Below are 19,815 nucleotides of genomic sequence, written 5' to 3'. Positions count from 1 at the left end.
AGTGAGTATAGCATGCCGTTTAAAGGAAGTTTGCAAATTGCATTAGATTCCATCGGCCAAGATTCAGAGGCCATTTTGCAAGATCTGAGTCAAATGCTTGAGGTCGATACCTGCTTCCCGCCGGGTGCCGGTTATCCGGCCTTTGCCGACCTGATGGAGTCTTTGCTTGCGCCGATGGGATTCTCTTTTGAGCGCGCCATTGTACCCGAAGCGCTATGGCAAACGCCGGACGACAGCGCGCAGGGCGAACGGGTAAACCTGATTGCTTCGCTAGACGGCGGTGCTGGTGAGGCCTGCAATCTGTATTTTCACGTCGATACCGTTCCGGCGGGCGATGGCTGGACGCATCCCCCGTTGGCGTTGACACAGGTCGATAACAAGCTGATAGGGCGCGGCAGCGCGGACATGAAAGGCACCATTGTTGCCACGCTGGCGGCGATTCGTGCCGCACAGCGCACAGGACTGGCGCTGCGATTTAACCCCGTCTTGCTGCTGTGTACCGATGAAGAAGGCGGCCTGTATCCCGGCGTTCGCTATCTGGCGGAGCAAAAACTGTTTGCAGGCCACATGTTGAGCTTCAACGGCGGCGCTGTTCCACGGATCTGGGGTGGCTGTTTCGGCAGTATCGACCTCAAAATCAGCGTAACCGGGCGCTCTGCACATTCAGGCGATCCGGTGGGGGGAATTAACGCCATTGAACAAGGCTTGCCGCTGCTTAACGCGCTTCATGCGCTTAAACGGCAAGTGGAGCAGCGCGAGTCGGCAATGCCGTCACCGCCGCACTATGAGGGGCGTCCTCTAACCTCACGGCTGACGTTGGCGGCGGTGCAAGGCGGCAGCAAAGGCTCAACGATTCCTGCGCGTTTTGACCTGCTCGTGAACCGTCGTTATTCGCCTGAGGAGCCGTTCGAGCAGGTGTGGAGCGAGCTAATTCACTGCATCGAGCACGCAATGGCCGGTTCGGCGGCGCTGGCGGTTGAATATCATCTTATCGGGCATCTTGCACCGGTCAGTGACCCAAGCGGTCCACACTGGCCGCGCTGGCTGTCGGCACTCAGTCAGGGCTTTGGCTTTGACGCAAACGATTTCGCCGTGTGGGGGTCGTCAACCAGTTCAGATATGGGCTGGGTGCAGCAGGCAGGTATCAAAGAAATTTTACTTGGCGGATTAGCCCGCCCCGAGAATCGAATCCATGCGTCGGACGAGTACACCACGATGCAGGATATCGTTGCTTTGGCTCAGTCAATTTTGGCCTATTTATCGGCCGATTTTCAGCCTGAGTAATTTTTAGATCTATTTTTTATTTAAAACACCAATTCGCCAACCCAGGGTATTTCTGACTAACCAGTGAGGAAGTCATCATGTGTGCAATGAAAGACGTTAACCGCCGCCAGTTCATCGCAGGCACCACCGTATTGACCGGTGCCGCCATGCTTCCTTGGTCAGCCAAAGCCGCCGCACCTGCCTCCAGCGGCACGCCTTCTGTGGGAACACCACGCCGCGGTGGCGTGCTGCGCATCAGTGTCGATCAGGCTGCTAACATGCTCAATCCCCAGCAGGCGCGGGTCAATCCCGAGTATCTGCTGGCCGAATTGCTGTACAGCGGGCTGACCCGACTTACGCAGGACATGAAAGCCGAGGCTGACCTAGCCGAGAGCTGGAAGCCGAATGCAGACCTTTCACAGTGGACCTTTACGCTGCGCAAGGGGCTGACTTTCCACGACGGTTCAAGCTGCACCGCCAAAGACGTGGTTGCCAGCCTTAACGCCATTCTCGATAGCAAAAATGCCTCACCGGGACAGCGCAACATCGGGCCGATTAAAACCATTACCGCCAGCGATGACGCCACCGTGGTGATAACCACCGACGGAGCCTATGCCGACCTGCCGGTGATGCTGGCCTATCCCGATGCCAAAATCGTGCCGGCCGCCATTGCCGAAGGGCAGTTGGCGCGCCTAAGCAAAGAGGCTATCGGCACTGGCCCGTTCAAGCTGGTGTCGTTTGACCCCGAGCGGCTGGTGGTGGTCGAGCGCAATCCGCACTATTACGACCCTGAGCGCCCGTACCTCGACCGCGTGGAAGTGGTGGTCTACCCAGATGCCATTGCCGAAGGATCTGCGCTGATTTCCGGCGATACCGATCTGATGCAGGCGGTACAGTCCACTGAATTTCCGCGCCTGTCAAAATCGTCCGGAGTTATTCCTTTGCGCGTCCCGGCCGGGCAGTTCCTTAACGTTAACATGGCCTGCGATGCCAAACCGTTCAACGATGTCCGCGTGCGTCAGGCGCTGGCACTGTGCGTAGACCGCGCCGCGATGGTTGACTTTGTGGCCAACGGTTTTGGCACGCCGGGCAATGATACGCCGCTGAACACCGCCTATCAGTATTACCTGAAAGAGCCCCTCAAGCAGGCTGATTATGCCAAAGCCAAAGCCCTACTGGCCGAAGCGGGCTATCCGGATGGGCTGGATATCACGCTAATTGCCTCCGATAAACCGTCAACGCGCACCCAGCTTGGCGTGGCGCTGCGCGAAATGGCTAAACCGGCGGGATTTCGCATTAATGTGCAGACTATGGCCAACAGCACTTATCTGGATCAGGTGTGGAAGAAGGGCAATTTCTACGTCGGTTTCTACAACATGCAGGCCACGGCGGATGCGGTGTTCTCGTTGCTGTATACCTCAAAGGCCTCATGGAATGAAACGCGCTGGAACAACGCCGACTTTGACAAGGCAGTACAGTCAGCGCGTGAAACCGACGATGTTGCCAAACGCAGCGAGCTTTACGGCCAGGCGCAAAAATTGATGCACGAACAGGTGCCGTCAATGATCCCGACTTTCTTCGACCTGCTGGCCGCCAGCCGTGACTACGTTGCCGGTTATCAGTTGAATCCGCGCGGCGCCGTATTCCGTCTCGACCACGTTTGGCTGACGGCAAAAGCGCCAAACCGTAAATAAGCAGGGGGCAGTGTGACGGCGAGTTATCTTTTAAAGCGTTTGATGCTGGTGATTTATACCCTGCTGGTGGTCTCTCTGCTGGTGTTTGGTATTACTCAACTGTTGCCCGCCGACGCGGCGGTAACGCTGTTGGGGCAAAATGCTACGCCGGAAGCGCTGGCGGCGGTACGGGCAAGGTTGGGGCTGGATGCTCCGGCTTGGCTACAGTATTGGCACTGGCTGCGCGGCGTGTTGCACGGTGATTTTGGCGTGTCGATGCGCAATGGATTACCGGTGGCGCCGACTATTTTGGCGGCGCTCGGGCGTTCGCTGCTGTTGGCGTCCTGCGCGCTGGTACTGATGCTGATTGTTGCTATTCCGCTGGGGATTTGGGCTGCGGTTCGCCGAGGTAAAATGGCCGATATGCTGGTCAGCGTGCTCTCCTACGTGGGTATTTCGTTTCCGGAATTTGTCACCGCCACGCTGCTTTTACTGCTGTTTGCCGACGTTTGGCAGGTGCTGCCCGCCACCGGCTATGTTCCGTTAACGGAGGATTTTTGGGGTGGCGTAAGCCACCTTATTTTACCCTCGGTGACCGTGGCATTGATTCTGGTCGCGCACGTTTCGCGCATGGTGCGCTCCGAAATGGTTGACGTGCTGCAAACTGATTATATCCGCGCCGCCCACCTCAAAGGCCTGTCAAAGCGCCGAGTGCTGTGGCGTCATGCCCTGCGCAACGGCCTGTTGCCGACGATTACTATCGTTGCCCTCGACGTCGGTTATTTGCTTGGCGGTATCGTGGTGGTCGAAGAAATTTTTGCTATCCCGGGTATTGGCCGCGAGCTGATTGTTGCCGTGCAGGCCAGAGATTTACCGACTATTCAGGCGGGCGTATTAATTCTTGCCGCCACCTATTCAATCGTCAATTTCTTGGCCGATTTGGCCTATGTCTATCTTGATAAGCGGATCAGTTATGCGTGATGTAATAAAGCATTTAGTCCGCTCTCCGCAGGGTGCTGTTGGACTGTTTATTTTAATTTTCGCCGCGCTGATGGTGTTGGGAGGCGCGCATATTGCCCCTTATGACCCCGAAGCGCTGTCAATTCTGGCGCGCTACAAACCGCCTGGCCTTGAACACTGGCTCGGCACCGACCAGCTTGGCCGAGATATTTTCAGCCGAGTGATGATAGGTGCGCGCGCCACCATCGTGCTGTCGCTGTTGGCCACGCTGATGGCGATGGTCATCGGCGCCATTGTTGGCACCGCCAGCGCCTACCTCGGCGGAAAAGTCGATGAGGCGATTATGCGCACCATGGACGCCGTCATGTCGATCCCAAGCCTGCTGTTTGCGCTGCTCATTGTCAGCACGCTTGGGCAGAGCAGTTTCAACGCCGTGCTGGCGATAACCATTGCCTTTATTCCCGGCATGGTGCGCATCGCGCGTAGCGTCTCACTGGCCGCGCGTCAGCAGGACTACGTTAATGCCGCGATTGCCCGCGGTGAGTCGACAACGTACATCATTTTACGCGAAATGCTGCCCAACATCGTAGCGCCTATTATTGTTGAAGCGACTATCCGCGTGGCCTTCGCCATCATGCTGTTTGCTACGCTGAGCTTCCTTGGGCTGGGGGCGCAGCCGCCAGAACCTGAGTGGGGGTTGATGGTCTCCGAGGGTCGCGCGTATTTCTTTAACGCACCGTGGATGATGCTGGCGCCAGGCATTGCCATCGCCCTGATTGCCATCGGTTTTAACCTGCTCGGCGACGGCCTGCGCGATGCGCTTAACCCAAGGAGCCATTGATGACTCTTATTGCGACACAACCTGACGCCGTTTTATCGATAGAAGATTATAGCCTCGACTATTTGCTGCCAAAGGGCGATGCCCTGAAGGTACTTAAAAACATTAATTTGAGCGTTAAACGCGGTGAAGTCGTGGGGCTGGTGGGTGAGTCTGGCTCGGGAAAAACTACGCTGGGTTGGTCGATTATGCGCTACATGGCGGCCAATGCCCGCGAACGCAGCGGCAAAATTAGGTTGCAGGGACAAGACCTGCGCCAGATGCCGCAAAATCAAATTGAAGGGCTGCGCGGCGGCAAGCTGGGGATGATTTTTCAAGACCCGAGCGCCTCGCTTAACCCGACGCTGACGCTGGGCGAGCAGGTGACTGAAGTGCTGATTCGCCATCGCGGGCTCAATGGCAAACAGGCGATGGAGCTGGGTATTCAACTGCTCACCGACGTCGAGCTTAAAAATCCGGCGGCGATGATGCAGCGTTATCCGCATCAAGTTTCCGGGGGTGAAAAACAGCGCGTCCTGATTGCTACCGCCTTTGCCTGTCAGCCAGACTGCCTGATTTTTGACGAACCCACTACCGCACTGGATGTGATCAGTTCGGCGCAAATTCTCGAGTTGTTTGCCCGTCTGCGCGAAGAAACCGGTGTGGCGTCCCTGTATATATCACACGATTTAGCGCTGGTTTCCTCGGTGGCCGACAGTGTGTGCGTGCTGGAAAAGGGCCATATCGTGGAGCAGGCCGCGGCTAAAAATCTATTTTCTTCTCCGCAGCATGCCTACACGCAGAAGCTGGTTGCCGCCGTGCCTGACCCTGCGCATCGTCTGGTGGATGACGCGCCGGTCTCAAACCAGCCGCTGTTAAGTCTTGAGGGCGTGAGCATCGACTATGGTCATCACGGCGTCATCGACAGGCTGCTGCGCCGCAAAAATACTCAAACTCGCGCCGCCTCGGACGTCAGTTTTACGCTACATCAGGGCGAAATCCTCGGCATTGTCGGCGAGTCAGGCTCGGGTAAATCTACCCTGGCCAAGGCGCTGACAGGGCTGGTGCCGTTTAGCGGCAAACTCGATTTCAGCGGCTATAGCCTGTACGGCAAAGGCGAAATGGACAAAGAGTACCGCCGTCGGGTGCAGATGATTTTTCAACACCCCGATGCGTCGCTTAATCCCCGCCAGCGCATTGGCGAAATTATTGCCCGTCCGCTGCGCCTGTACGGACTGCCAAAAGGAGAAACCGAAGCGCAGGCGGTGGCCAGACTGCTCGAAGACGTGCGCCTGCCGGCCGATTTTGCCCGGCGTTTTCCCCACGAGCTTTCCGGTGGTCAAAAGCAGCGCGTCGCGATTGCCCGCGCTTTTGCCAATCCCCCCGATTTAGTGATTTGTGATGAAATCACCGCCGCGCTCGACGTGTCGGTGCAGGCGACGGTGATTGAGCTGCTGCTGACGCTTCGCCAGCGCTATGGCACCGCTTATCTATTTATTACTCACGACTTAAATCTGGTGCGGCAAATCGCCCATCGCGTCGCGGTGATGTATCGCGGTGATTTAGTCGAGATGTTGCCCGGTAAAGAGATGCGGCAACACGCGAAGCATAGCTATACCCAGGCGCTGCTGGCGGCGGTGCATACCCCTGCCGCAGGCGCTCTAGATCCCCAACTTGTTGAACTCTCCTGAATGAAAGGTTTACCGATGAACTCTGAACAGCTTTTGGCCTCGATAGATGATGAATATTGCCTGAGTTTTCTGGCGCGCATGGTGCAACATAAAAGCTACAGCGCTACCGACGGTGAGCGCAGGTTGGCAGAGTACATGGCCAGTCAGATGCAGGCGCTGGGGCTAGAGACGCAGCTTCAACCGGTTCCTGGGGACCGTTTGAACGCAATTGGCACACTGCCGGGCGTGGGCGGCGGCGGTAACAGCCTGCTGTTTAATGGCCACCTTGATACTAATCCGGTGACCGAGGGCTGGACCGTTGACCCGTGGGAAGGGAAAATCGACGACGAGTTTATCTACGGCATCGGCGTATCGAATATGAAAGCCGGGGACGCCGCTTATTTCTGCGCGCTGAAAACGCTGATTGACGCGGGGGTCAAGCTCAAAGGGGACGTTATTCTGACTTACGTAGTCGGCGAGTTGCAGGGCGGGGTGGGCACTATCGCGGCCATCGAACAGGGCATTAAGGCCGATTACTTCATCAACTCCGAACCCACCGACGTGCAGGCGCTGACCATGCACGCAGGCTCGTTAATGTTCACCATCGAGCTGACTGGCGATACCCGCCACTTATCCAAGCGTGAGGAGGCGGTAGACGCTATCGTCGCGGCGATTGATCTCATTCCACAAATCAACGCCATGACGTTTACCGGGGCTGAAACCGCCGATCATTTGAAAATTAACCGTGGTCACATCGGGTCAATTCATGGGGCATTGGGCCGCGAGTTGCAGGACTGGCGTCCGCCGCAGGTGGCCGATTTTGTGCGTTTGAAAGGGTCAGCGCGATTTGCACCGGGTCAGACCGTCGACGGAGTATTGGTCGATATTCAGAACCTGCTCGATGCGCTGTGCGTCAAATATCCTGGCCTGCAGGCTGAGTTGATTGACGACGGCAAACGTGACCGCCCAACCATGCTGCCGTTTGAAGTCTCTAGCGAATCGCCGATTGTGAAAGCGGTCGGGCGTGCTTATCGTCAGATTCGCGGTGAAGATCAGCCTACCGGCGTCATCACCCCTCCGGCTTTTTACGGCACCGACGCGGCGCACTTTTACCAGATGTTAGGAATGGAAGGCATCGTTTGCGGTCCCGGCGGCAAATTCAACACCATGCCGGACGAGCGTGTACACATCCGCGATTTCCTGGACATTGTGCGCATTTATCTGTTGGCGATCCTTGAGATTTGCCAACCGGTTGAGGCGTAATTCGTGCCGGCGCAGGTTAACACGCCTGCTCTCACCCGCACGCGTGAGGCAATGAGGGCCGTGGGTGCAGACCTGCTGTTGATTGACCACGCCGAGCTGCTGTTTTGGCTGACCGGCTTTACTGTGTCCGAAACAATGTACCGCGCTTGTTTGGTTCCTCTTCACGGGGAGCCCTGGATGGTGCTGCGCGCTTTGGACGCGGCACCCTGCGAGAAGATGAGTTGGATAAGTGACATTGTCACTTATCATGATGATAAAAACCCCTGGCAGTGCGTCGCCAACAGCATTATTACGCGGGGATTTCAACATGCAGCGCTGGGCGCGGACTACCACTCTTATGGTATGACGGTTTATACCTTGCAGCAGCTTGCTGGCCGACTGCCTGAGGTGCGGTGGATAGAAATGAGCGGCGTCAGCGATAGCCTGCGGCAGGCTAAATTTCCCGTTGAAATCGAAAAGCTGCGTCAGGCGGCCAAGATAGCCGACAGGGCTTATCTGGCCATTGAACAGCAGGTGCGGGCGGGTTGGCGAGTGCGTGACGTTGCGGCGCTGTGTGCGGGGATTTTCCTGCGCGAAGGGGCTGACAGCGGTGAAACCGGTCCGATAGTCCGATCGGCGGGTGACAGCGGCTTTTTACATGCGCAAACGCATGACGAGACCCTGAGCCAGGGTGATATTTTGCACGTCGAACTGACGCCCAAAGTCGATTATTACAGCGCGCGGTTGATGCGACCGTTTGTGGTCGGCGGTCCCACGGCGCAGCAGTCAGCGGTCGCGGCACAGCTGATGGATCTTCAGGACCAGCAAATTGCCGCGATGAAACCCGGCGTCTGCGCCTGTGATATCGACGCCATCGTGCGCGACGGTGTGCTCAAAGCCGGACTGCGCGGCGAGTACGGCAACGTTACCGGCTACGCGTTGGGAATTTATGGCCGCACACCGCGCCCAAGTGATTTTTCACACTGCTTTACACCCGAAGCGCACGGGTTACTGGAGGAAAACAGTGTGTTTCATATGTATACCTCCGCGCAGGGGCTGGCGTTCAGTGAAACCGTGTGGGTGACGCCAGAAGGAGGCGTGCGCCTTAACCAACTGCCGCGAAAGATTTTTTCTCTGCCCTAGTATTTTTGTATGCCTTTTCAGATAAGCGCTTTACAAGAGAGTTGTGACAATGCCTAAACTTCCTTATTACCCAAACGCGGAGTAATGCTATGATTTCTTCTAAAGAAATACCCCGCAAGACACAGTGAATTAGGAAAAAAATGGGCTTCAAAGCGCTGCAAAAATCCGATTGGGTAAACGTGTTGATTGCTATTCCCGCTGGGATTATTGCTGCCTTAGTGACCATCGGTTTTCGTCTGGCGATCAGCGGCATAAACGGCCTGATGTTTACCGATGGTTCGGATATTACCCGTGCTTTTCGTGAATATCCTCTCTTGGCCTGGCCGCTTATCACCACCGTCGGCGGCGTGGTGGCCGGTTTCATTCTGTATTGGGCAATGCGCCATGAGTCACGCAACGGTAAAATGCCCGATTATCTCGACGTTATCGATCAACGGTTACCGGGTATTCCGGTGGTCAGCACCTTGCTGCGTTCACTGTCGTCGCTTGCCAGTATCGCCAGCGGAGGCTCTATCGGTCGTGAAGGCGCGATGGTGCAACTTTCGGCGCTCAGCGGCAGCCTGCTAGGGCGCTTTAGCCGATTTTCAACCCTGCATCAGTCGGACGTGATTGCCATGGCCGCCGCCGGAGGGTTGGCTGCGGTCTACCATGCGCCGTTTGCCGGTGCGCTGTTTGTTGCTGAAATCGCCTTTGGCGTCACCGCCGTTCAGCGGCTTATTCCGCTGTTTATTTCCGCCTCAGTGGCCGTGTTGACGGTGCGCTCTCTCACTCACTATGCGCCGCTTTATCTCTATTCATCTGCCGTATTCAGCCCGACGCCGAGTGCGATAATAACCGTGCTGGCGATAGGGGCCATTACCGGAATCTTGGGACCGCTGTTTATCGCTTCAATTGATAAAGTCCGTAAGACCCTGCAACCGATAAGTCATCCCGCGCTGCGTTTGGGACTGGGTGGGCTGGCGGTTGGGCTGGTGGCCATGGTTTCGCCGCTGGTGCTGGGTAACGGCTTTGAAGTGATCGACCTTATTCTCAACAACGGCAATCTGCACACTTCGCTGCTGCTGTTGCTGGTGCTAAAAATTGTCGCCACGGCAATTACTGTCGGCTCAGGTGCGGTGGGCGGGCTGTTTACCCCGTCGCTGCTGATTGGTGCAGCGGGCGGGGCGCTGGTTTGTACCTGTTTGCAGTGGATGGGGTTAGATCCCGGCCCGATGGGCCTTTATGCCGCGATTGGCATGAGTGCGCTGTTGGCCGCAACCAGCCATGCACCGCTAATGTCAATCATGATGGCGTTTGAAATGACCCTCAACAGCTCGCTGCTGTTCCCACTGATGCTGGCTACGGCGATTTCTTACGTAGTGGCCTCGCGCTTCAAGGCCAGCGGAACTTATCCAGTGTTAACCCGCCATAATGCACGCTTCGCGGCAAAAAGTGATTTTGAAAACGGCACGGTCGCCGAGCTGATGTGCCCGTGTTCCAAGATGTATATCGACGCAACGCTTGCCGAAGTGGTGAGTGAAGGGCTGAAACAGCGCACGCGTTTTGTCTACGTTGTCGACAGAGAAGAGCGTTTTCTTGGCGTGGTGCCGACCAACGTGCTTGCCAGTGGCATTATCGACGGCACGCTGAACAAAGAGAGCAGCATTGACGCCTACATTGAACACGAATTTATCGTGCTATATCAGCAGTCGAGCTATGAACAGGCTTGGGCGACCTTCAGTTCGTCACCGCTCGAACGCCTGCCGGTGCTCGAAAATGCCCAATCACGACGTCTGCTGGGTGTCATCACCAAGGCGGCGCTGCTGAGCAAGGCGAAAGATTTTCTTTAGGCCCGTCCACTACCCCTAAATAGCCGTTCACGTACTCCGAGTTATACAGGCGCTCACATATGGGCGCTAACTCATTAAATATCAAAGAATTGAAGATAAAACCCTGCTACTCCCTAAGGAGTAGGCTAATCCGCATCCTGTTGTCCCTCTCAATCATGATTGATCGCCATCAAATTGGCTCGGGCTTCCCGTGGCTACCCTAGCGGCAATTTTAATCATGTCATCCTGTGTTGTTGTCTGTGGGCAACGCCACGCTTTTTTTGGAAGACAATGAAGACAGCACGCCTCTGGCGTCTGACTCAGGAGGTTTCTGGATGAGCAAGTTTCTTGACCGGTTTCGTTATTTTAAACAGCTGGCTGAACCGTTTGCCGATGGGCTCGGACAAACGCTAAACACTAATCGTGACTGGGAAGACGGCTATCGCAGCCGCTGGCAGCACGATAAAATTGTGCGCTCGACCCACGGCGTAAACTGTACCGGCTCCTGTAGCTGGAAAATATACGTCAAAAATGGTCTAGTCACCTGGGAAACTCAGCAGACCGACTATCCGCGTACGCGTCCAGATTTGCCCAACCATGAGCCCCGCGGCTGCCCACGTGGCGCAAGCTACTCCTGGTATCTTTACAGCGCCAATCGCCTGAAGTATCCCCTGATGCGTAAAAAGCTGATCCAGCTTTGGCGTGAGGCTAAGCTTCAGCACAGCGATCCGGTCGATGCCTGGGGTTCAATCGTCAGCGACCCCGAGAAATCTAAAACCTATAAAGTGGCGCGCGGACGCGGCGGGTTCGTCCGTTCGAGCTGGCAGGAAGTGAATGAACTGATTGCTGCCGCCAATGTTTATACCGCCAAGACCTTTGGACCCGATCGCATTCTCGGTTTTTCGCCTATTCCAGCCATGTCGATGGTCTCCTACGCCGCCGGTTCGCGCTATCTGTCGCTAATTGGTGGCGTGTGCCTGAGCTTTTACGACTGGTACTGCGATCTGCCACCGGCTTCGCCAATGACGTGGGGCGAACAAACCGACGTTCCCGAATCGGCCGATTGGTACAACTCGTCCTACATAATTGCCTGGGGCTCAAACCTGCCGCAGACGCGCACGCCCGACGCGCACTTCTTCAGTGAAGTTCGTTACAAAGGCACCAAAACGGTCGCCATCACTCCGGACTACGCCGAAGTGGCCAAGCTTTGCGACCACTGGTTAGCGCCGAAGCAAGGTACCGACAGTGCGCTGGCGCTGGCGATGGGGCACGTTATTCTCAAATCTTTCCATCTGGATAATCCGAGTACCTACTTCATTGATTATGTGCGGCGCTACACCGACATGCCGATGCTGGTGCTGCTCGAACCGCGCGAAGGGGGCCATTTTGCCGCCGGCCGTATGCTGCGTGCCTCGGACTTGGTCGATAATCTGGGCCAGGAAAATAACCCGCAGTGGAAGACTATCGCGCTTGATGAACACCACGGTGAGCTGGTTTCACCGCTAGGCTCGATAGGCTACCGCTGGGGAGAGAAAGGGCAGTGGAATCTTGAAGCACGGGAAGGAAAAGACCAGCAGGAGGTTAAGCTGGCGCTGAGCCTGCTTGGCCAGCACGACGACGTGGTTGAAGTGGGCTTCCCCTATTTTGGGGGTATTACACACGAGCATTTCAGCAGTGTGGCGCTGGAAGAAATTCTGCTGCACAAGCTGCCGGTCAAACGTATTCGTTTGGCAGACGGCACGGAGGCGCAGGTCGCTAGCGTATACGACCTGACGCTGGCGAACTACGGCATTGAACGCGGTCTAGGTGACGAAAACTGTGCGCAAAGCTTTGATGACGTAAAAGCCTACAGTCCGGCGTGGGCCGAAAAAATCACCGGCGTGTCACAGCAAAATATTATTCGTATTGCCAGTGAGTTTGCCGATACCGCCGATAAAACCCACGGACGATCGATGATAATCGTCGGCGCGGGATTGAATCACTGGTATCACATGGACATGAACTACCGCGGCCTCATTAACATGCTGATCTTCTGCGGCTGTGTAGGCCAAAGCGGGGGCGGCTGGGCGCACTATGTTGGGCAGGAAAAACTGCGTCCGCAAACCGGTTGGCAACCGCTGGCCTTTGGCCTGGACTGGCAGCGACCGCCACGTCAGATGAACGGGACCTCCTTCTTTTATAACCATTCAAGCCAGTGGCGCTATGAAACGGTGGCACCACAGTCGCTGCTTTCGCCTTTGGCCGACGCGTCTCGTTTTACCGGTAGCTTGATCGACTTCAATGTACGGGCCGAAAGAATGGGCTGGCTGCCTTCTGCGCCTCAGCTCAACGTCAATCCGTTGAATCTGGCGAAAATGGCCCAGTCAGCGGGGCAAAATTTGCAGGATTTCACCGTCGATAGCCTGAAAAACGGCAGTATTCGCTTTGCCGCAGAGCAGCCGGACGCGCCGCAAAACTATCCGCGTAATCTTTTTGTCTGGCGATCCAACTTGTTAGGCTCCTCCGGTAAGGGTCATGAATACCTACTCAAGTATCTACTCGGTACAGAAAATGGCATTCAAGGTAAAGATCTCGGTATTCAGGGCGAAACACTGCCGGAAGAGGTGGAATGGCAGGACAAGGGCGGCGAAGGCAAGCTGGATTTGGTGGTTACGCTCGATTTTCGCCTGTCGAGCACCTGTCTTTACTCCGACATTGTGCTGCCGACTGCCACTTGGTATGAGAAAGACGACATGAATACCTCGGATATGCATCCCTTTATTCATCCGCTTTCTGCCGCCGTTGACCCAGCGTGGGAATCGAAAAGCGACTGGGACATCTATAAAGGCCTGGCAAAGGAGTTTTCACGCGTTTGTGTTGGGCATTTAGGGGTAGAAACGGACTTGGTGACATTACCGATTCAACATGACTCTGCCGCCGAACTGGCCCAGCCGTTGGGCGTTGAGGAGTGGAAAAAGGGGGAGTGCGACCTCATTCCGGGCGTTACTGCCCCGCATCTTGTGGCGGTTGAGCGCGATTATCCCAACACTTATGCGCGATTTACCGCGTTGGGTCCGTTACTCGATAAATTGGGCAATGGTGGTAAGGGCATTAACTGGAATACCGACAGTGAAATTGAACTGTTGAAAAAGCTTAACTATACCCAGTCCACCGGTGTGGCAACGGGGCGCCCGAAGATTGAGACGGCGATCGACGCGGCAGAAATTATTCTGACGCTGGCTCCAGAAACCAACGGTCAGGTGGCGGTTAAAGCCTGGCAGGCGCTGGGCGAATTTACCGGCATTGACCATCGCCATCTTGCACTGAATAAAGAAGACGAGAAAATCCGTTTCCGCGACCTTCAGGCGCAGCCGCGCAAGATAATTTCTAGCCCAACCTGGTCGGGTCTTGAAGACGAACACGTCTCTTATAACGCCTGTTATACCAACGTGCATGAGCTCATTCCTTGGCGCACGCTGAGCGGCCGCCAGCAGATTTATCAAGATCACGAATGGATGCGCGCCTTTGGCGAAAGTTTGCTGGTCTATCGTCCGCCAATTGATACCCGTGCTGCACAGCCATATTTGAACGCCAAGCCCAATGGCAACCCCGAAATGGCGCTGAATTTCATCACGCCGCATCAGAAATGGGGCATCCATTCGACCTACAGCGACAATCTGCTGATGTTAACGCTGTCGCGCGGGGGGCCGATTGTCTGGCTCAGTGAAGACGATGCCCGCCAGTTGGGCATCACTGATAACGATTGGATTGAAGCGTTTAACGCCAACGGCTCACTGACCGCGCGGGCGGTGGTTAGCCAGCGGGTTCCGTCAGGCATGACCATGATGTACCACGCGCAGGAGCGTCTGGTGAATATCCCCGGTTCGGAAATCACCCAGCAGCGCGGCGGCATTCACAACTCGGTCACTCGCGTCACGCCAAAACCGACGCATATGATTGGCGGCTATGCTCAGCAGTCATATGGCTTCAACTACTACGGCACCGTGGGTTCAAACCGCGACGACTTTGTGGTGGTGCGAAAAATGAGCCGTATTGACTGGTTAGACGGCGAAGGCAATGACAGCGTGCAGGGGAGTGTTAAATGAAAATTCGTTCACAGGTTGGCATGGTTTTGAACCTAGATAAATGCATTGGCTGCCACACTTGCTCCGTGACCTGTAAAAACGTCTGGACCAGCCGTGAAGGCGTCGAGTATGGCTGGTTCAACAACGTTGAAACTAAACCAGGCATCGGTTTCCCCAACGACTGGGAAAATCAGCAGAAATGGAAGGGCGGCTGGATCCGTAAAATCAGCGGCAGACTTCAGCCGAGAATGGGCAATAAGTTGCAGTTGTTGTCAAAAATCTTCGTGAATCCCCACATGCCTGAAATCGACGACTATTACGAGCCGTTTGACTTCGACTATCAGCATTTACACAACGCTAAAGCGGGCAAGCATCAGCCTATTGCGCGTCCGCGTTCGCTGATTACCGGCCAAAGAATGGATAAAATCGTCGGCGGGCCCAACTGGGAGGACGACCTCGGCGGCGAGTTTTCGACCCGTTCGGCCGACAGCAATTTTGCTAATATGCAGAAAGAGATGTATGGCGAGTTCGAAAACACCTTCATGATGTATTTGCCACGGCTGTGCGAACACTGTCTCAATCCTGCCTGCGTGGCGACCTGTCCGAGCGGCGCTATTTATAAGCGCGATGAGGACGGTATCGTACTGATAGACCAAGATAAATGTCGCGGATGGCGCATGTGCCTCACGGGTTGTCCGTACAAAAAAATCTACTTCAACTGGAAAAGCGGCAAGTCGGAGAAATGTATTTTCTGCTATCCACGCATTGAAGCCGGGCAACCTACCGTGTGTTCAGAGACCTGCGTGGGCCGCATTCGCTATCTTGGCGTGTTGCTGTACGACGCTGAACGGATTGAGCAGGCCGCCAGCGTGGAAAATGAACAAAATCTCTATCAGAGTCAGATGGATATCTTCCTTAATCCGCATGATCCGCAGGTGATTGCCGAGGCGCTGAAACAGGGAATTCCGCAGTCGGTTCTTGACGCCGCCCAGCAGTCGCCGGTGTACAAAATGGCGATGGAATGGAAGCTTGCACTGCCGCTACATCCTGAATATCGCACCTTACCCATGGTGTGGTACGTGCCGCCGCTGTCGCCTATTCAGTCCGCCGCTGACGCAGGCGCCATGCCGCACACCGGTGTACTGCCGGATGTCGAAAGCCTGCGCATACCGGTACAATATCTAGCCAATCTATTAACCGCCGGTGATACCCAACCGGTGCTGCTGGCGTTGAAACGCATGCTGGCCATGCGCCACTTCAAGCGCGCTGAAACGGTCGATGGCGTCACTGACACCACCGCGCTCGAGCAGGTCGGCCTGAGTCAGGAACAGGCGCAGGAGATGTACCGTTATCTGGCGATTGCCAACTATGAGGATCGTTTTGTGGTGCCTTCAAGCCACCGCGAGCTGGCGCGCGAGGCGTTTCCTGAAAGTAAAAGCTGTGGTTTCAGCTTTGGCGATGGCTGCCACGGCAGTGAAGGCAAATTTAATCTGTTCAACAGCAAGCGCATCGACGCCATTGACGTCAGCCCGCGTACGCCAGGAGCCGCAAAATGAAAACCTTGCAAATCATTGCCCGCCTGCTGGATTACCCTGACGACGCACTCTGGGCGCACCGCGATGAGCTGCTGGCGCTGGTGGCAGAAACCAGCGAACTCGATCAGGTCTCAGCCAACCGTCTTGCCGAGTTTATACGCCAGTTCTGTGCGGCCGAGCTGCTCGACCGGCAGGCTGAATACTGTAGCCTGTTTGACCGTGGACGCGCCACTTCACTGCTGCTGTTTGAGCACGTTCACGGTGAGTCACGCGATCGGGGGCAGGCGATGGTCGATCTTTTAGACCAATACCGCGCCGCCGGTCTGGTGTTGGATTGCAAAGAGCTGCCAGACTATCTGCCGCTCTATCTTGAATATCTTGCCACTCTCACCGAGGTCGAAGCCAAAGCGGGGTTGGTGGATATTGCGCCTATTCTGGCGCTGCTGGCGGCGCGCATTAAGCAGCGCGATAGCCACTTCGCGCTGCTGTTGGAGCTGCTGCTCACGCTTTCTGGCGTAGAAATCACCGCTGAGGACGTCACCGAAAAGCTGCGAAATGAGAGCCGCGATGATACGCCGCAGGCTCTGGACGCCGTCTGGGAAGAGGAGCAAATCAAATTTCTCGGCGAGCAGGGCTGCATCAGTGATGAAGAAAAGGCCCATAGCCAACGCTTTGCCGGTGCTGTAGCGCCGCAGTACATCAATCTTGACGTAAATTCTGACGCCGTTAACGTCGGGGAGTCACGCCCATGAGTTTCCTCAATACCTTCTTTTTTGATATTTATCCCTATATTGCCGGCACGGTATTTTTGGTAGGCAGCTGGCTGCGCTATGACTACGGGCAATACAGCTGGCGCGCTGGATCCAGCCAGCTGCTTGACAAAAAAGGGCTGCGCATTGCCTCACCGCTTTTTCACATCGGCATTATCGGCATATTTTTCGGACATTTTGTGGGCATGCTAACGCCGCACTGGATGTATGAGCCGTTCCTGTCGATTGCCGCCAAGCAGCAGTTGGCGATGGTGGCGGGGGGGATTTGTGGCCTTATGACCTTGGTGGGCGGCGCGATGTTGCTTAAGCGACGCTTGACCAACAGCCGTGTGCGGGCCACTTCAAGCATGGGCGATATTCTAATTATTGCGCTGCTGGTCCTGCAGGTTTGTCTCGGTCTGGGCACCATTCCTTTTTCGGCGCAGCATATGGACGGCAGCGAAATGATGAAACTGGTCGGTTGGGCGCAGGCGGTCGTGACCTTCCAAGGCAGTGCCTCGGCGCATCTTGACGGCGTTGCACTGATTTTTCGCCTGCACATGGTGCTCGGCATGACGCTGTTTCTGGTGTTCCCGTTCTGCCGACTGGTGCATATCTGGAGCGCGCCGGTGGAATACCTCACCCGTCGCTACCAGCTCGTGCGTAATCGTCGCTGAGTGCAAACGTCACTCCCTCGCTGCCATCTTCCGCTGTTTTCATCGAGGGAAGGCAGCGAGGGAAGAGAACGTTCTGATTTGTTTGATTATTTATTCATTCCGCAAGCCGCCAATTCTCCTATCCCGATACTTTATGCGTGCTCCTTAAACAAATATTAATATTGATAACCATTTTCATTTAGAATCTGAACCAATAATTAATTTCAATTAAAGGATGCATGATGCTCCGCCGTTTTTTCTCCTACTACAGACCGTATAAAAAGTTGTTCTACCTCGATTTCGGCTGCGCCATTTTGGGCGGCTTATTGGAGCTCGGCTTTCCGATGGCGGTGAAGTTGTTCATCGACAAGCTGCTGCCTGCCCATGACTGGGTGCTTATCCTGACGGCGGCGGTCGCTCTGCTGGCCATTTATCTGCTCAATACCGGGCTGATGGCCATTGTGAACTATTGGGGACACGCGCTGGGGGTGGGCATTGAAACCGACATGCGCACTCAGGCTTTTAATCATCTACAGAAGCTGTCTTTCCGCTATTACGACAATACTAAGACCGGTCACATTATTACTCACGTCACCAAAGATCTGGAGGAAGTGGGCGAGGTGGCGCACCACGGGCCGGAAGACCTGTTTATTGCCATCATGACTTTTATCGGCGCGTTTATCCTGATGGCTACCGTCCACCTACAGCTGGCGCTGATGACAATTATCATCGTGCCGTTTATGGCCTGGCTGGTAGGGCGCTATGGGGCACAGATGACCGAAACTTGGCGCAGACTGTTTGGTCAGGTGGGGAATTTCAATGCTCGCGTCGCCGAAAGCATTGGTGGCATCCGCGTAGTAAAGGCGTTTGCCAACGAGAGTCATGAAGAAAAGCTGTTTGCTACTGACAACGCAAATTATCGCACCACCAAGCTGCGCGCTTACCGCATCATGACTGCCAGTATAACTCTCAGTTATTTAAGTACCCGCCTGGTGCAACTGGTAGTGATGATTGCCGGAACCTGGTACGTGGTTGACGGTACGTTGAGCTACGGCGGTTTCGTGGGTTTCCTGTTGCTAGTGGAAGTCTTCTTTCGACCGGTAGATAAAATCACCTCGGTAATGGAAAGCTATCCAAAAGGGATTGCAGGATTTAAGCGCTTTACTCAGCTTATTGATACCGATCCGGATATTGTTGATAAGCAGGACGCGGTAGAGGTTGCACATCTGAAGGGCAATATTTGCTATCGCGACGTGGTGTTTGGCTATACCCCGGCGAGCAAAATTCTTGACGGAATAAATCTGACTATCGTGGCCGGTGAAACGCTGGCCTTTGTTGGCCCTTCAGGGGCGGGTAAAACGACGCTGTGCTCACTGTTGCCTCGCTTCTATGACGTTAGCAACGGCAGTATCACTATCGATGGCATCGACATCCGTAATATGACCCAAAGCTCACTGCGTAATAATATCGGCATCGTTCAACAGGACGTGTTTCTTTTTGGTGGCACAATCCGCGAAAACATCCTTTATGGCAAGCTCGAGGCCAGCGATGCTGACGTGTGGGAAGCGGCAAGAAGAGCGCGCCTCGATGAGATGATTGCCGACTTACCGCAGGGGATGGAGACGATTATTGGCGAGCGCGGCGTTAAGCTGAGCGGTGGTCAAAAGCAGCGTCTGTCGATTGCGCGGATCTTTTTAAAGAATCCACCCATTCTTATCCTTGATGAAGCCACGTCGGCGCTGGATACCGCAACCGAGCAGGCGATTCAGCAATCTCTTGCCGAGCTTTCCGAGGGCAGAACCACACTGGTTATCGCGCACCGTCTGGCAACTATCCAAAATGCAGATCGTATTGTGGTTGTCGATAAAGAAGGGATTATTGAGGAGGGGAGTCATCACGCGCTGTTGGCGCTCGGTGGACGTTATGCTGCGTTGCATGCGGCACAGTTCAGAGACGTTGCAGAAAGTTAGCAGGAAACCGTTTTTGTTATCTTATAGGCGGCGCTCTCCACGCCGCCTAATCATCTAACGACGTTTTTAAACTAAACTATTCCCGCTAAAACCCTTCAAGCCTTTGTTCAAAACAATAACTGCTGTTTATTAATTGCCCGTTTCGGGCATTAATATTTCTGAGTAATGTTCATTTTAATAACGCCCGTCATTATGAGGCTATTATTTTAATTCAATATTTGACTTAAATAATACTTTGTTGATGGAGGCGGTATAAATATTTAAT

13 protein-coding genes are annotated in these 19,815 nt (G+C 55.0%); all 13 read left to right on the top strand.

The genetic code is table 11. The features are described from left to right. Positions 1-12 precede the first annotated feature (12 nt). Positions 13-1,284, top strand: coding sequence for a M20 family metallopeptidase (locus BS639_RS21070; RefSeq protein WP_084984242.1), 1,272 nt, complete (start codon positions 13-15; stop codon positions 1,282-1,284). A gap of 77 nt (positions 1,285-1,361) precedes the next feature. Beyond that, complete coding sequence (locus tag BS639_RS21065) at positions 1,362-2,957, top strand: ABC transporter substrate-binding protein (RefSeq protein ID WP_084984241.1); 1,596 nt, start codon at positions 1,362-1,364, stop codon at positions 2,955-2,957. Between the two features lie 12 nt (positions 2,958-2,969). Next, positions 2,970-3,917, top strand: a complete 948-nt coding sequence (locus BS639_RS21060) for an ABC transporter permease (protein ID WP_055770709.1) — start codon at positions 2,970-2,972, stop codon at positions 3,915-3,917. Further along, positions 3,910-4,737 (top strand): ABC transporter permease, encoded by an 828-nt coding sequence (locus tag BS639_RS21055; protein WP_055770712.1) that lies wholly within the window; start codon positions 3,910-3,912, stop codon positions 4,735-4,737. The genes BS639_RS21060 and BS639_RS21055 overlap by 8 nt, the downstream gene beginning before the upstream one ends. Beyond that, positions 4,737-6,404: a dipeptide ABC transporter ATP-binding protein gene (locus BS639_RS21050; RefSeq protein WP_084984240.1), complete on the top strand. Its 1,668-nt coding sequence runs from the start codon at positions 4,737-4,739 to the stop codon at positions 6,402-6,404. Before BS639_RS21055 ends, BS639_RS21050 begins: the two co-directional genes overlap by 1 nt. Positions 6,405-6,419: 15 nt before the next feature. Beyond that, complete coding sequence (locus BS639_RS21045; RefSeq protein ID WP_084984250.1) at positions 6,420-7,646, top strand: M20 family metallopeptidase; 1,227 nt, start codon at positions 6,420-6,422, stop codon at positions 7,644-7,646. A gap of 3 nt (positions 7,647-7,649) precedes the next feature. Further along, on the top strand, positions 7,650-8,768 hold the full coding sequence (locus BS639_RS21040; RefSeq protein WP_139804166.1) for a M24 family metallopeptidase: 1,119 nt from the start codon (positions 7,650-7,652) through the stop codon (positions 8,766-8,768). A gap of 140 nt (positions 8,769-8,908) precedes the next feature. Further along, positions 8,909-10,597, top strand: a complete 1,689-nt coding sequence (locus BS639_RS21035; RefSeq protein ID WP_084984239.1) for a chloride channel protein — start codon at positions 8,909-8,911, stop codon at positions 10,595-10,597. 314 nt (positions 10,598-10,911) lie between these two features. Beyond that, positions 10,912-14,661, top strand: a complete 3,750-nt coding sequence (locus BS639_RS21030) for a nitrate reductase subunit alpha (RefSeq protein ID WP_084984238.1) — start codon at positions 10,912-10,914, stop codon at positions 14,659-14,661. Beyond that, the gene (gene narH / locus BS639_RS21025) at positions 14,658-16,196 is read left to right on the top strand and encodes a nitrate reductase subunit beta (protein WP_084984237.1); all 1,539 of its coding nucleotides are present in this window, start codon (positions 14,658-14,660) and stop codon (positions 16,194-16,196) included. The genes BS639_RS21030 and narH overlap by 4 nt, the downstream gene beginning before the upstream one ends. Beyond that, entirely contained in the window at positions 16,193-16,927 is a 735-nt protein-coding gene (gene narJ, locus BS639_RS21020; protein ID WP_084984236.1) for a nitrate reductase molybdenum cofactor assembly chaperone, read from the top strand. Before narH ends, narJ begins: the two co-directional genes overlap by 4 nt. Continuing rightward, a complete protein-coding gene (narI, locus tag BS639_RS21015; RefSeq protein ID WP_055770727.1) occupies positions 16,924-17,601 on the top strand; it encodes a respiratory nitrate reductase subunit gamma in 678 nt (225 codons plus the stop codon). Before narJ ends, narI begins: the two co-directional genes overlap by 4 nt. A 221-nt stretch (positions 17,602-17,822) precedes the next feature. Further along, a complete protein-coding gene (locus BS639_RS21010) occupies positions 17,823-19,550 on the top strand; it encodes an ABC transporter ATP-binding protein (protein ID WP_055770730.1) in 1,728 nt (575 codons plus the stop codon). The last annotated feature ends 265 nt before the right edge of the window (positions 19,551-19,815 follow it).

The organism is Rouxiella silvae, assembly GCF_002093625.1.
In the GTDB taxonomy this organism is placed as follows: domain Bacteria; phylum Pseudomonadota; class Gammaproteobacteria; order Enterobacterales; family Enterobacteriaceae; genus Rouxiella; species Rouxiella silvae.
Note: the sequence above shows the minus strand (reverse complement) of the source record. Positions and strands in the feature narration are given on the sequence as shown.

Bases quoted from the DNA above. Each gene is read 5' to 3' on its own strand.
- BS639_RS21070 (WP_084984242.1), top strand. From the start codon at position 13: ATGCCGTTTAAAGGAAGTTTGCAAATTGCATTAGATTCCATCGGCCAA.
- BS639_RS21065 (WP_084984241.1), top strand. From the start codon at position 1,362: ATGTGTGCAATGAAAGACGTTAACCGCCGCCAGTTCATCGCAGGCACC.
- BS639_RS21055 (WP_055770712.1), top strand. From the start codon at position 3,910: ATGCGTGATGTAATAAAGCATTTAGTCCGCTCTCCGCAGGGTGCTGTT.
- BS639_RS21050 (WP_084984240.1), top strand. From the start codon at position 4,737: ATGACTCTTATTGCGACACAACCTGACGCCGTTTTATCGATAGAAGAT.
- BS639_RS21045 (WP_084984250.1), top strand. From the start codon at position 6,420: ATGAACTCTGAACAGCTTTTGGCCTCGATAGATGATGAATATTGCCTG.
- BS639_RS21035 (WP_084984239.1), top strand. From the start codon at position 8,909: ATGGGCTTCAAAGCGCTGCAAAAATCCGATTGGGTAAACGTGTTGATT.
- BS639_RS21030 (WP_084984238.1), top strand. From the start codon at position 10,912: ATGAGCAAGTTTCTTGACCGGTTTCGTTATTTTAAACAGCTGGCTGAA.
- narH (WP_084984237.1), top strand. From the start codon at position 14,658: ATGAAAATTCGTTCACAGGTTGGCATGGTTTTGAACCTAGATAAATGC.
- narJ (WP_084984236.1), top strand. From the start codon at position 16,193: ATGAAAACCTTGCAAATCATTGCCCGCCTGCTGGATTACCCTGACGAC.
- narI (WP_055770727.1), top strand. From the start codon at position 16,924: ATGAGTTTCCTCAATACCTTCTTTTTTGATATTTATCCCTATATTGCC.
- BS639_RS21010 (WP_055770730.1), top strand. From the start codon at position 17,823: ATGCTCCGCCGTTTTTTCTCCTACTACAGACCGTATAAAAAGTTGTTC.